Source organism: Plantactinospora sp. A48 (assembly GCF_055793945.1).
Map to the genome: position 1 here is coordinate 26,298 of NZ_JBTIXF010000028.1, position 13,105 is coordinate 39,402.

13 protein-coding genes are annotated in these 13,105 nt (G+C 72.0%); 4 read left to right on the forward strand and 9 right to left on the reverse strand.

The window, feature by feature from the left end; all coding sequences use genetic code 11:
* Window positions 1-2: 2 nt before the first annotated feature.
* Window positions 3-962 carry an FHA domain-containing protein gene (locus tag ACXN5W_RS16325; RefSeq protein WP_473159146.1) on the forward strand — a complete coding sequence of 320 codons (960 nt, stop codon included), beginning with the start codon at window positions 3-5 and terminating at the stop codon, window positions 960-962.
* A 550-nt stretch (window positions 963-1,512) separates the two neighbouring features.
* Here ACXN5W_RS16325 and ACXN5W_RS16330 read toward each other — a convergent pair.
* Window positions 1,513-2,526 carry a methyltransferase gene (locus tag ACXN5W_RS16330; protein ID WP_473159147.1) on the reverse strand — a complete coding sequence of 338 codons (1,014 nt, stop codon included), beginning with the start codon at window positions 2,524-2,526 and terminating at the stop codon, window positions 1,513-1,515.
* Window positions 2,527-2,707: 181 nt separating this feature from the next.
* Here ACXN5W_RS16330 and ACXN5W_RS16335 point away from each other — a divergent pair, with 181 nt between their 5' ends.
* The gene (locus ACXN5W_RS16335) at window positions 2,708-3,346 is read left to right on the forward strand and encodes a helix-turn-helix transcriptional regulator (RefSeq protein WP_473159148.1); all 639 of its coding nucleotides are present in this window, start codon (window positions 2,708-2,710) and stop codon (window positions 3,344-3,346) included.
* A gap of 14 nt (window positions 3,347-3,360) precedes the next feature.
* Complete coding sequence (locus ACXN5W_RS16340) at window positions 3,361-3,831, forward strand: DUF3291 domain-containing protein (RefSeq protein WP_473159149.1); 471 nt, start codon at window positions 3,361-3,363, stop codon at window positions 3,829-3,831.
* Between the two features lie 112 nt (window positions 3,832-3,943).
* On the opposite strand, the gene ACXN5W_RS16345 is transcribed toward ACXN5W_RS16340, so the two are convergent.
* Complete coding sequence (locus ACXN5W_RS16345; protein ID WP_473159150.1) at window positions 3,944-5,431, reverse strand: aminopeptidase P family protein; 1,488 nt, start codon at window positions 5,429-5,431, stop codon at window positions 3,944-3,946.
* A 114-nt stretch (window positions 5,432-5,545) separates the two neighbouring features.
* On the opposite strand from ACXN5W_RS16345, the gene asnB reads away from it, so the two are divergent.
* On the forward strand, window positions 5,546-7,501 hold the full coding sequence (gene asnB / locus ACXN5W_RS16350) for an asparagine synthase (glutamine-hydrolyzing) (protein WP_473159151.1): 1,956 nt from the start codon (window positions 5,546-5,548) through the stop codon (window positions 7,499-7,501).
* 97 nt (window positions 7,502-7,598) lie between these two features.
* Here asnB and ACXN5W_RS16355 read toward each other — a convergent pair whose 3' ends face one another.
* The 7 genes from ACXN5W_RS16355 to ACXN5W_RS16385 form a co-directional block, all read right to left on the reverse strand.
* A complete protein-coding gene (locus ACXN5W_RS16355; RefSeq protein ID WP_473159152.1) occupies window positions 7,599-8,741 on the reverse strand; it encodes a lytic polysaccharide monooxygenase in 1,143 nt (380 codons plus the stop codon).
* A 470-nt stretch (window positions 8,742-9,211) separates the two neighbouring features.
* Window positions 9,212-10,042, reverse strand: coding sequence for an MBL fold metallo-hydrolase (locus tag ACXN5W_RS16360; RefSeq protein WP_473159153.1), 831 nt, complete (start codon window positions 10,040-10,042; stop codon window positions 9,212-9,214).
* Entirely contained in the window at window positions 10,039-10,446 is a 408-nt protein-coding gene (locus tag ACXN5W_RS16365) for a thioesterase family protein (protein ID WP_473159154.1), read from the reverse strand. The genes ACXN5W_RS16360 and ACXN5W_RS16365 overlap by 4 nt, the downstream gene beginning before the upstream one ends.
* Before the next feature lie 10 nt (window positions 10,447-10,456).
* Window positions 10,457-12,142 carry a PH domain-containing protein gene (locus tag ACXN5W_RS16370; protein WP_473159155.1) on the reverse strand — a complete coding sequence of 562 codons (1,686 nt, stop codon included), beginning with the start codon at window positions 12,140-12,142 and terminating at the stop codon, window positions 10,457-10,459.
* Window positions 12,139-12,291 carry a hypothetical protein gene (locus tag ACXN5W_RS16375; protein ID WP_473159156.1) on the reverse strand — a complete coding sequence of 51 codons (153 nt, stop codon included), beginning with the start codon at window positions 12,289-12,291 and terminating at the stop codon, window positions 12,139-12,141. Before ACXN5W_RS16375 ends, ACXN5W_RS16370 begins: the two co-directional genes overlap by 4 nt.
* Window positions 12,288-12,803 (reverse strand): PH domain-containing protein, encoded by a 516-nt coding sequence (locus ACXN5W_RS16380; RefSeq protein ID WP_473159157.1) that lies wholly within the window; start codon window positions 12,801-12,803, stop codon window positions 12,288-12,290. The genes ACXN5W_RS16375 and ACXN5W_RS16380 overlap by 4 nt, the downstream gene beginning before the upstream one ends.
* The gene (locus ACXN5W_RS16385) at window positions 12,800-13,042 is read right to left on the reverse strand and encodes a hypothetical protein (RefSeq protein WP_473159158.1); all 243 of its coding nucleotides are present in this window, start codon (window positions 13,040-13,042) and stop codon (window positions 12,800-12,802) included. Before ACXN5W_RS16385 ends, ACXN5W_RS16380 begins: the two co-directional genes overlap by 4 nt.
* Between the last annotated feature and the right edge of the window lie 63 nt (window positions 13,043-13,105).

A 13,105-nucleotide genomic window follows, 5' to 3' on the forward strand; every position in this document is an offset into this window, starting at 1 on the left:
CGGTGGCCACCTGCCCCAAGGGACACGAGTCGGCGACCACCGACTACTGCGATCAGTGCGGCACGCCGATGACCGGGTCCGGTCCGGCATCGTCGGCCGGTTCGGGCTCGGATCCCTCCGCCCGCCCCGCCGCCGGTCCCGGGCCGGCGGGCGGCGCCGGCCCAGGTTGGGAGTCGGCCGGGTCCGCGGCGGGTTCGGGATCCGGGGCGGGTTGGGGGTCCGCATCGGGTTCGGGGTCCGGGTCCGCGGCGGGTTGGGGGTCCGCGGCGGGTTCGGGTCCGACCGCCGGTTCGGGCTCCGCCGGAGAGACCTGCCCGATCTGCGGTACGCCGCGCAGCGGCCGGTTCTGCGAGGAGGACGGGTACGACTTCCTGCTCGCTCCGCCGGTCACGCCCCTCGACGGTGGTCTGGGCGGGGCGGTGGCGGCCGGTGGTTCGGGTGGGGCGGTGGCGGCCGGTGGTCTGGGCGGGGCGGTGCAGGCCGGTCCGTCGGGTCCGGCCGGTGGCCCCGGTACGGCTCCGGTGGGCGGCGTGGTGGCGCCCGATGACGGGGCCGGGGATCTCGTGGTGACGATCGACGCCGACCGGCGGTACTTCGACGTCATGGTGGGGATGGGCGGCGAGGACGCCGGGGTGTTGACCTTCCCGAGGTTCATGGCCGAGCGACACTTTCCGCTGACCGGCCAGCAACTGCTGATCGGGCGGGCCAGCCGGTCCCGGGGCATCCAGCCGGACATCGACCTCGCCGTCTCGCCCGAGGACCCGGGCGTCTCGCACGCGCACGCGCTGCTGGTCCCTCAGCCGGACGGGTGGGCGGTGGTCGATCTGAACTCGGCCAACGGGACGTACCTGAATGATGTCCGTTCGGCGCCGATCCCGGCCGAGACCCCGGTGGCCGTGCGGGCCGGGGATCGGATCTACGTCGGGGCCTGGACCTGCCTGTCCATCCGCCCGGCGGAGTAAGAGAAAGATCAACACGAGGTCGGCGGAGTCGGGGTGTCCGGGCGGGGCGTACCCCCCGAGTTCGCCGACCTTGTGTTGATCTGAGCGGCGGCGGACGGGGTTCGGCGCCCGTCCCACCCCCACCTGGTCCGGCCTCGCGCCGGAACCGGTTGGTGCGGTGTCCACCCGCCTTCGTCGGGTCAGCGACCCGTCATCCGGAAGTGCCCGCTCACCGAGAGTGAACGCCGGTCATCGTCCGCCCAGGTGCCCTCACCCGCCTTTGCAATGCTTCCCTCCAGGCGACAGGCACACCGCGTAATCGGCGGTCTGACCCCGGAGAAACCCGGCAACGAGCATCATCCCAGCTCAACGTCGGTGTCGCCGGGAGGGAAGCATTGCAAAGCGAGGAGCAGGGCGACAGGTGGAGTCCCCCGGGGGACTACCGAGTGTTAGGGGCGTGATGTTCGCCGGCATCGTCACTCACGGTGTCGCCAACGAACTACCGGTGCCGCCCACCGACCCGGCAAACCATCCTGGACAGCGCACGGGCTGAGCCGGGCCGGCGTACGGATCATGCGGATCGGCAGTCGATGATGACCAGGCCGGCCGGGATCGTCCGGACCTCGGTCCTGGCCAGTCCCGCCGCTGCCGCGAGCGCCTGGTAGTCCTCGACGCCGCGCTCCCGTCCGCCAGCGATCACCAGCATCCGGAGGCTCATCTCGGCGAACATCGCCGGATCGTCGCCGGCGGTGCCGTGCGACTCGACGATCGCCACTCGGCCGGTGTCACCGGCGGCCTCGGCACACCGCCGCAGGATCGCGGTGGCCCGCTCGTCATCCCAGTCGTGGATCACGGCGCTGAGCAGGTAGACGTCCCCGCCCGGGGGAAGGGGGTCGAAGAAGCTCTGTCCGACGAACTCGCACCGCCCGTCCAATCCGCGCTCGGCCAGGAACCGGCGACCCCGGGCCACGGTGTCCGGCAGGTCGACCAAAGTGCCCCGGATACCGGTGTTGGCCGCCAACACCTCGGCGAGCAACGCGCCGGTGCCGCCGCCGACATCGACCACGTGCCGAACGCCCGACCAGTCGTACGCGCTGGCCGCCGCGCTCCGGGTCGAACCCGCCATCGTCGCGTCGAACGAGGCCGCCAAGTCGGGGTCGGTGCTGAGATGGTCCCAGAACGGCGCGCCGAAGACCGTTTCCCAGGCGGGTTGACCGGTCCGGACGGTGTGCATCAGCCCGGTGAACGCGAGGTCCATCCGACCGCCGAACCCGTCCAGATCGAACATCTTCCGCATTCCGGCCGGGTGATCGGAACGCAGCAGGTCGCTGATCGCGTTGCTGGTGAAGCGGCCCGGCGAGGGCTCGACGAACACGCCGTGGCAGACGAGGTGTCGCAGCATCCGGCCCAGCGCGTCGGCGTCGGCGCCGGTCCGTTCGGCCAACTCGTCGACCCGCTCGACACCCTCGACCATCAGGTCGGGCAGGCGCAGCGTGGCGGCCACCCGGATCGCCATCGGCGTCACCAGATCCGTGAGCGGAGTCAGCAGTTGCCAGGCCGAAGGCTGATCTTCATCTGATGTCATCGCCTCACGTTAGTTGGCGGCGTGCCGCCGTGCCGGCGACCATGCCGCTGAGCGGGTTTCCCGATGCCGGCCCGCCGAGCCGGAGGTCCGGCCCGGGTCCGTCCGTGCCCGCCCCGGTTCGGCCGTCGCGCGGCCGGTCCTCGTCGCGATCCGTGGCGCGGACACGCCCTAGGCTCGTTGGATGACAGTCGACGCGATTGCCGCGCTGCGTGAGCCGGTCCGACGGGCCGTGTACGACTACGTTGCCGCCGCTGCCGGTCCGGTCGATCGCAACGAGGTGGCCGGGGCGGTGGCCATCGGGCGTACCCTGGCCGCCCATCACCTGGACAAGCTGGTGGAGGTGGGTCTGATCGAGACCTTCTCCGCCAGGCTGACCGGGCGGAGCGGCCCGGGAGCGGGCCGGCCGGCGAAACTGTATCGGCGGGCCGCCGGTGAGGTCAGCGCCACGGTGCCACCCCGGGACTACCGCCTGCTCGCCGAGGTTCTGACCGAGGCCGCGGAGCGGGCGGGTATCGAGCCTGCCATCTACGAGGCGGCCAGCCGCCGGGGCGAGCGGGAGGCCCGGGCCGGTGAGGATCCCGAGGCCGCCGCCCGGCGGCTCGGGTACCACCCGTACCGCGACGGTGACCTGGTCCGGCTGCGCAACTGTCCGTTCGAACGGGTCAGCCGCGACCACCCGGGCCTGGTCTGCGGCCTGAACCTCGCCTTCGTGGCCGCGGCGGTCTGCGGTGCGGCCCGGCTGGATCCCCGCCCCGACGGCTGCTGCGTGGTCTTCCCGGCAACCCCATCGATCCGACCTTCTAAAAACAACGACGATTGACATATCCTCTCGGCATGACTGGCTCCGGATGGCACATCGCTCAGCTCAACATCGGCCGGCTTGTCGGACCCGAGGGTGACCCTCGGGTCGCCGACTTCTTCGACAGCCTGGACCGCATCAACGCGCTCGCGGACACCGCGCCCGGATTCGTCTGGCGGCTCGTCGACGCCGACGGGCAGGACGCCACCGGGCTGCGCCCGTTCGACGACGAGACCCTGGTCAACCTGTCGGTCTGGACCACCGTGGAGGACCTGTACGCCTTCACGTACCGCAGCGCGCATCTCGATCTGCTTCGCCGGCGCCGCGAGTGGTTCCAGCCCGCGGCCGACGCGCACGCCGTCCTCTGGTGGATCCCCGCCGGAACGCTGCCGACGCTCGACGAGGCCGGCGCCCGCCTGGCCACGCTGCGCACCCACGGCCCGACGGCCGAGGCGTTCACCCTGCGGGCCCCTTTCCCGCACCCGGTCGTCGCGCCGCTCGGGTGACCGGCCGGGGAGCGGCAAAACCCGCCGAGGGGCGTTGAATCGGTCGGCGAGCGTTAAAAAGGGCCCCCTGCTATACCAAAAGCGATAACAAGGGGCCCTTCCTTACCGCTGGTCAGCCGGGGAGGCGGGGGCCGGCCTCGCGCTGCTCGGCGAGCCAGGTCTCCACGTCGTCGGCGGTCCGGGGCAGGCCGGCGGACAGGTTCACCGCACCGGTCGCGGTCACCACCACGTCGTCCTCGATGCGTACGCCGATGCCGCGCAGCTCCTCGGGAACGAGTTCGTCCTCGGGCTGGAAGTACAGGCCCGGCTCGACGGTGAGCACGTAACCCTCGCCGAGGGTGCCGTCCCGGTACATCTCCTTGCGGGCGTTCGCGCAGTCGTGTACGTCGATGCCGAGCATGTGGCTGGTGCCGTGCAGCGTCCACCGGCGGTAGATGGTGGACTTCTCGTCGAGCGCCTCCTCGACGCTGACCGGCAGCAGACCGAGGTCGGCCAGCGCCTGGGCGAGCACCCGCATCGAGGCCCGGTGGACCTCCTTGAACGGCAGCCCCGGCTTGATCACGTCGATGCCGGCCTGCTGTGCCTCGTACACGGCCTGGTAGACCTGTCGCTGCAACGGGCTGAACCGGCCGTTCACCGGCAGCACCCGGGTGACATCGGCGGTGTAGAGGTTGCGGTTCTCCACACCCATGTCCATCAGCAGCAGGTCACCGGGACGGGTCCGGCCGGTGTTGCGGACCCAGTGCAGGATCGTCGCGTGCTCGCTGGCGCCCACGATCGAGCCGTACCCGACGTCGTTGCCGTCGTGCCGGGCCCGCAGCGCGAAGACGCCCTCCAGCAGCCGCTCGCTGACCGGCCGGTCGCCGGGCAGCACCCGGGCCACGTCCTCGAAGCCGCGTACGGTGGCGTCGACCGCCTCCTGGAGCTGGGCCAGCTCCCACTCGTCCTTGACCAGCTTGTGTTCGGCGATCGTCCGAGCCAGCTCGCGGTCCCGGGGTGGGGTGTCCGCGTCCCGGCCCGGCTCGTCGTACGGCCGTACCGCCGCGTCGACGGCGGCGTCGAACCCGCGCAGGACCCGGGTACGGCGCGGTGCGAGGTCGGCCAGCGCGCCCGCCAGGTCGGTCAGGTCGGCGGTCTCCACGCCCAGCTCGGTCGACTTCTCGGCCAGCGCGTGCCGGCGGCCCACCCACAGCTCGCCGTGGCGGCTGCGGAAGAACTCGTCGCTGTCCCGGCCGGTCCGGGGCCGCAGGTACAGCGTGGCGTCATGCCCCGAGCCGGTCGGCCGCAGCACCAGCACGCTGTCCGGCTCGTGGTCGCCGGTCAGGTACGCGAAGTCGCTGCCCGGCCGGAACGGGTGGTCGGTGTCGTTGGCCCGGACCTTCTCGGTGCCGGTGGGGATCACCAGGGTCTCGCCGGGGAAGGCGGCCGAGAGCGCGGCCCGGCGCTTGGCGTAGTTCGGCACCTCGGGGCGCGGGCCGACGGGCAGGTCGGTGTCCCGCCAACCGGTGCGCATGAAGGTCAGGAACTTCTCGGGAAAGTCCGGATCGTGCGATTCGGTACCTTCCGGCGTCACCGGCTGTTCCGGTCGCTCCTCGGTCATGATCACTCCTTGCCGCGCGTGCTGCCCCCGGCTGCGACCGTACCTCGCGATGGCGCCCGGGCGGAGCCCCCGGTGCCGGCACGGGCGTCCGCCGCGCGTGGAAAGATGGCCGCCATGTGCGGACTCCTGGCCTTCTTCAGCGCGCACGGCGACGCCGGTGCGCACCGCGACGCGATCGCCGGAGCGTTGGAATGCCTCCACCACCGTGGCCCGGACGAAACCGGCGTGGAGGTGATCTCCGAGGGCGGATACGCCGACGCGATCTTCGCGCACAAGCGGCTGGCGATCATCGACGTCGCCTCCAGCCACGAGCCCCTGCCGTACGCCGGTGGTCGCTACCTGCTGACCTTCAACGGCGAGATCTACAACTACATCGAGCTGCGGGACGAACTGGTCCGCAGCTACGGCGCCCGGTTCGCCACCGCCGGTGACGGCGAGGTGATCGTCGCCGGCTACCACTACTGGGGCGAGCAGGTGCTCAACCGGTTGCGCGGCATGTTCGCCTTCGTGATCTGGGACCGGCAGGAGCGCCGTGCCTTCGGCGCCCGCGACTACTTCGGGATCAAGCCGCTGCACTACCTGGAGACCCAGCACGGGTTCTACCTGGCCTCGGAGAAGAAGGCCCTGCTGCCGTTCGCCCCGTCGGCGCACGCCGGGGACGCCGGGGTCGACACCGCCAACCTGTCGCACTACCTGACCCTGCAGTACGTCCCCGAGCCGGGCACCCTGCACCAGGGCATCAGCCGGATCGGCTCGGGGGAGTACCTCACCTGGAGCCCCGGCACCCGCGCCCAGGTCCGCCGCTGGTACCGCCCGGTGTTCCGGCCCGCGCCCGTGGACGACGAGCAGCGGCTGTACGCCCAGATCCGCGAGACGCTGCGGGAGAGCGTCCGGATGCACATGCGCTCCGACGTACCCGTCGGGTCGTTCCTGTCCAGCGGCATCGACTCGACCGCCGTGGTCGCGCTGGCCCGGGAGTTCAACCCGAACATCCTGACCTTCACCGTCGGCTACGACGTGCCGGGATACTCCGAGATCGAGGTGGCCCAGGACTCGGCCCGGCACCTGGACGTCACCACCATCCCGACCAAGATCGGGCCGCAGGACATGATGGACGCCCTGCCGAAGATCGTCTGGCACCTCGACGACCCGGTGGCCGACCCGGCCCTGGTGCCGCTGTACTTCGTGGCCCGCAAGGCGGCCGAGCACGTCACAGTGGTGCTGTCCGGCGAGGGCGCCGACGAGTTCTTCGGCGGCTACACGATCTACCGCGAGCCGCTGTCGCTGGGTGCCGTCAACGGCCTGCCCACCGGCGTCCAGAAGGGACTGCGGGCGGTCTCCAAGGCGATCCCGCAGGGTGTCAAGGGCAAGAGCTTCCTGGAGCGCGGCACCACCCCCATCGAGGAGCGGTACTACGGCAACGCGCGGATGTTCACCGAGGAGGAGAAGCGGCACCTGATGCGCCGGTACGACCCGTCGGTGCGGTACACCGACGTGACGGCGCCGATCTACGCCGAGGCCACCGAGCTGGACGACGTGACCAAGATGCAGTACGTCGACCTCTACACCTGGCTGCGTGGTGACATCCTGGTGAAGGCCGACCGGATCAGCATGGCGCACTCGCTGGAGGTGCGGGTGCCGTTCCTGGACCGGGAGGTGTTCGACGTCGCCGCCACCATCCCGGTCGAGTTGAAGCTGCCGCCCCGCTCCGACGCCACCAAGTACGCCATGCGCCAGGCGCTCAACGGCGTCGTACCGCCGGCCATCGTCAACCGGCGCAAGCTGGGCTTCCCGACTCCCACCCGGGTGTGGCTGCGCGGCGAGATGTACGAGTGGGCCCGCTACGTCATCGCGAACTCCGGCGCGGGGGAGCTGCTGGACCTGCCGTACGCGCTGCGGCTGCTCGACGAGCACAAGCGGGAGGAGGCCGACCACTCCCGCAAGGTGTGGACGGTGCTGGTCTTCTGCATCTGGCACGCGATCTTCGTGGCCAAGACCCTCAACCCGGGCATCCAGCGCAACCAGTCGGCGCTGCTCACCAAGCCCGTGGTCGGCTCAATGGTCCGCTGACGCTGAAAGGAAGGGCCCCTTGTTATCGCTTTTTGTATAACAAGGGGCCCTTCTTAACGTACTGACCGGTGCAGCACCGGCGCCGATCCGGGGAGCGTCAGCGTCCCGTGCAGGTGACCGTCGGCGCGGTGTTGTTGTTGGAGTTGGCGGTGAAGCCGAACGTCGTACTGCCGCCCGGCGCCACCGAACCGTTCCAGGCTGCGTTGGTCACCGTGACCGACGCGCCCGACCCGGAGTAGGTACCGCTCCACACGCTGTTGATGGTCTGACCGCTCGGCCAGGTCCAGTTCGCCGTCCAACCGCCGAACGTCTTCGAACCGTGGTTCATGATCTGAACCTCACCCTGGAAACCACCGGACCAGGAGCTGACCACCTTGTAGACCGCCATGCACTCACCGGTCGGCGGCGGCGTGCTGGTCGGCGGGGCGCTGGTGGGCGGGTTGCTGGTGGGCGGAGCACTCGTGGGCGGGGCGCTGGTGGGCGGGGTGCTGGTGGGCGGAGCGCTTGTCGGCGGGTCGGTCGGATAGTTGCCGGGGCCGACCCCGGTGACCTCACCGTTGCCGCCGTCGAAGGTCACGTCGGAGCAGCCGAAGAAGTTCTCCTGGCTGTCCGAGCGGACCCAGCGGGAGTAGATGATGTGCCGACCGCTCTTGTTCGACGGCAGGGTGCCGGTGAAGTAGTAGTGCCCGGTGGCGTTACCCGGACCGCCGCTCGCCGGCGGGTTGGTGACGGTGAGGAACGGCTGCGACTCCAGGTCGCTCCAGGCCAGCGGCCGGGTCGGGCTCCAGGTGTCCTTGGTGACGTAGTAGTAGAACGTCCCCGGGTGGTTGGCCCAGTTGTTGTAGTCGAACTCCATCGTCCGGCCGGCCGTCAGGTGGGTGAGCGGCCAGTCGTTGCGGGCCAGGTCGTACCCGCTGAAACCGGGGTTGCCGCCACTGCACAGCGAGCCGTCCGGGATGTAGCCGGTGGTGCGACCGCCGGCGTCGGAGCGGAGCACGCCGAACCAGTTGTACAGCGAGTTGCTGCCGCTGATCCCGACGGCGGCGGCGCAGGCCGGGTTGTTGGGCCTGATCTCACCGCTTGAGGTGAGCCCGTCCTTCCAGCACAGGTAGGTGCGGGCGCCGGGGGTCATGGCGGCGCCGTGTGCCAGGGCGGCCTGCGGGGTCAGCAACGCCACCGCCGCGGCGGCGCCGGTGGCGGCCACGACGGCGAGCGCCGAGAGCCTGCGTACACGATTCATTTGGGTTTTCTCCCTGCCGGGCTTAGGCCACCAGCGAACGGTGGCATGGGGGATCGGGCGTCCTCGGACCTCCGGCGATGCCCAGGCCGCGTGCGTCGCGGCCGACCGGCTGGGTCCAGAACGCGGATCGTGCGTGACCCGGCTGGGTTGTGCGGGTGGCGCACTTGGCCCCTGCGCCGACCCGATACGGGCATTGCAGCATGAATCTCTCGACGAAGCAATAGAGACATGCCGATTCTCTGGGCCCCGCCGGTGGCCCCGTCGGCCCTGCGGCCGGTCGGTTGCGACCATCGGCGTCGCCGCCCGGCCCGCGTCACCTGGTCCGTGTCGAACGCGGTCCGTGCTGACCAGCCACGCCGGTCGTCCGTGTCGGCTGCGGTCGGCAGCCGGACCGGTGACCGCGGCGCGGCCGCGTTAAGCGGGTGCCCTTGCTATCCGAAAAGCGATAACAAGGGCACCTTCCTTTCCGCTCAGCCGGTCAGTTCGGCGTATCCGCGGCGGACGGCCACCAGCGCGGTGTCGGGGCCGAACGGTGCCTGCTTGGCCACCGCCTCGGCGGGCTGCCGGTCGGCGTGCCCGCTGCGGATCAGCCAGGACAACGCGGCCAGGTCGGCATGCTGGGCGCGAGCCTCGACCAGCCCGAGCGGCGGGCCGTGCCCGGGCACGATCGTCGTGGTCCGGGTCGCTCGACGCAGCATCGACTCCACGGTCTCCGGCCAGGCCAGCGGGAACCCGTCGCCGAAGTCCGGCGGACCGGACGACTCCAGCAGGTCACCGGCGACCAGCACGTCGGCGTCCGGTATCTCGACCGTCAGGTCGCCGGTGGTGTGCCCCCGGCCGTGATGGCGCAACGTGACCGCCCGGCCGCCGAGGTCCACGGTGGATTCGAGGTGGACGGTGTGGGTGGGCGCCAGGATCGGGGTGGCGACGATCTCGGCGGCCAGCTGCGAGTCGACGGCCACCGCCTCGTCGTACGCCTCCTGCCGGACCCGCTCGGGACGTTCCCGCAGCAGCAGCGCCGCCTCCTCGTGTGCCCACACCGGACGGACCGGGTCACCGGCCAGGGTGGCGTTGCCGAAGCAGTGGTCGAAGTGGTGGTGGGTGTTGACGATGGTCAGCGGATGCGGGGTGATCCGACGTACCGCCACGCCGAGCGCCTCGGCCTGGCCGGTCGTGGAGAGGGTGTCGACCAGCAGGGCGGTCGTGTCACCGGCCACCAGGGTGACGTTGACGTCGAACGCCGGGTGCCGCAGCAGGTAGACCCGGTCGCCGATCTCGGTGAAGTCCGATCCGTCGGTCATGCCGGCCCCGCGGCCCGTTCGACGAACCGGTGCCGATCCAGCATCGCCCGCTCCACCCGGCCCTGCGCCACCGTCTCGTCGCCGTCGGTGACCGTCACCTCGAAGGTCAGCCGCCGGCCGGTCACCGTCGACAGCCGGGCCTGCGCCACCACGGTCCGCCCGACCGGCGTCGGCAACAGGTGTTCCAGCTCGACCCGTACGCCGACGGTGGTCATGCCCGGCGGCAGGCGGGTGGCGGTGGCCGCCACGGTCGCGGCCTCGGCGAGGGCCAGCACCCGGGGCGTGCCGAGCACCGGTACATCGCCCGAGCCGAGTGCCTGGGCGGTGTCGGAGTCGGTGACGGTCAGCTCGACGCGGGCGCCGAGCCCGGGCGGGAAGACGTCGTCCGCCTGCTGCTGCTCCATGCGACCCAGCCTAGGCGCTGTCCCGGGCCGCTCGGGCCCGGGCGGCGAGGTCCGCGGCCAGCGCCCAGGCCTCGGTCACGTCCCGGTGCAGCGCGACCGCGCCCCGGCCGCCGGCCGTGTCCGCGTGGACGGTGGCCAACGACAGCAGGCGCTGCACCGGACCCTGGACCACCCGGACGCTCTGGATCCGGGCGACCGGCACGACCACCAGCTCCCGGGTGAGCAGCCCGTGCCGTACCGCGAACACCCGGTCGGTCAGGCCCGCTCCCAGCGCCCGCCGGCTCAACGGCCGCAGCCAGCGGACCCGCTCGGGTGGTGGCGCCAGCGGCAGGGCGGCCAGATCCACCTCGGGCAGCACCTGGGCGGTGATCAGGCGGGCGGTCTCCAGATCGCCCACCGGGAGCAGCCGGTCCGACAGGTTACGGTCGTCGGCGTCGGCGACGGCGTACCCGGCCACGTCGAGGCGCAGCCGCAGCCAGTCGGTGAACCGCCACAGCAGCGGCCAGGTGACTCCGATGGCCTGGACCCGGTCCAGCGGCACGGTCTGGGAGCGGGTCTCCAGCAGACCGTGCCGGACCCGGAGCGAGGTGTTCTCCCGGCCCAGCCGGAAGTTCCAGTCGTCGAGCACCCGACGGACCGGGCGCAGCAGCACACCGGCCATCGCGGTCACGGTGCTGGCCACCGCGACGAACGACCAGGAATCCTCGGACAGGAACTGGATGATGACGAATGCCACGCCGAACGGCAGCAGGAAGGCCTGCGGGGTGAGTAGCTGGCTGATCAGCAGGTCCCGGTTGGCCACCGCGTGCAGCGGGCGGGCCAGCGCGGGCCCGCCACGGGCGGACGCGGCGTACCCGATGGGCTGGCCGATCCCGGCGGGTTGGGCGCCGCCGGCGGGTTGGGGGACACCAGCGGCTTGGGGGACACCAGCGGGACCGGGCCACGACTGCGGGACTGCCCCGCCGGGCCACGACTGCGGGACGGTCCCGCCGGGCCACGATTGCGGGACGGTCCCGCCGGGCCACGATTGCGGGACGGCGTCGCCCGGCGCCGGCTCCGCGTCCGGGGAGCCGGCGCCCGGCGCGGGCGGTGTGCCCGGTGGCACGGCGTCCGTCGCCTCCCCCGTCGGGCTTCCGGGCGGTCCGCCGGCCGACGCGAGGTCGGTGGTCACCGGTGGTCCGCCGATGGGTGCGCCACCGGCGACCGACGGGGGTACCCCGGGCGGCGTGCCTCCGGCGGCCGGCCGGGTCCGTCCGGCGAGGTCCAACAGCCGGTCGCGCAGCGCACCGGCCTCGGCCACCGACAGGTACGCCAGCGGCGCCTCGGTCTTGCCGCCGCCCACCACCTCCAGGCGCAGTTCGGCGAGCCCGGTGAGCTGCGCCAGCAGCGGGCGGACCACCTCCACGGCCTGCAGCCGTTCCAGCGGGATGGCCCGGGTACGTCGCCACAGCAGGCCCTCGTGGACCCGCAGCTCGCGGCCGACCACCTGGTAACCGGTGTTGTACCAGCTGACCGCCGACAGGGCGAGGGCGCCGAGGGCCAGCACGGCGACCATCAGGCTGAACCACCCGAGGCCGACGCGGGACAGCGTCGACCAGGACAGGCCGGCGACCACCACGACAAGCGTCTTGGCGCCCTGCAACAGCGGACTGAGCGGATGCAGGCGTTGCCTCGGCTCGGCGGCTGGCTGGCTCACCGGCATGACCCGTCCGGCACCGCCGGGTACGCCCGGCCGTCCGGCACTGCCGGGTACGCCCGGCCGTCCGGCACTGCCGGGTAAGTCCGGCCGGTCGGCACCGCCGGGTACGCCCGGCCGGCCGTCGTCGCGTCCGTCCGGCTGGTCACAGCCCTTCCACCCGGTCCTCGCCGAGCGCGGTGAGCCGGTCCCGCAGCCGGGCGGCCTCGGCCGGCCGGAGCCCCGGTATCCGCGCGTCGCTCGCGGCGGCGGCGGTGTGCAGTTGCACGGTGGCCAGCCCGAAGGCCCGCTCCAGCGGGCCGGCGCTGACGTCGACGAACTGCATCCGGGCGTACGGGACGATCGACAGCCGCCGGACCAGCAGGCCGTGCCGGACCAGCAAATCGTTGTCCCGCTCGGCGTAGCCCCACGCGCGCACCGCCCGGACGATGACCGTCACCCGCCAGACACCGATCAGCAGCACCAGCAGGATCGCGAGGCCGAACGACCAGTGCCCGGACAGCACCCAGCCGATGGCGAGCCCGACGATCAGCACCACCAGGACGGCGGCGAGCCGGAGCAGTTCCACCCGGATCAGGGCGGTGGAGACCGGCCGCCAGTTGACCGTCCGGGGCCACGGTTCGAGCGGGTCGGCCCGCTGGGCGTGCTCTCGATCGCTCACGGTTCGAGACTAGGCGACGCGGCCAACGGCTCAACCACACGCAGGAACCCCCGCGCGTCGAGGAAATCGCCAAGCGAGCCGCGATGATCGGGGCAGGCCAACCAGGTCTTGCGGCGGTCCGCGGTGTGCAGGCGAGGGTTGTTCCACCGCAGCGCCCAGACCGCCGGCGCCCGGCAGCCGCGCGCCGAGCAGATCGGCGGCTCCGGCTGGTCCGGTGCGATGCGGGGAAGGTCGACCACCCGGTCAGTCTACGGGCGGGGGAGAAATCCACCATCGCCGGAAAGATCCACGGACGCTGGAGG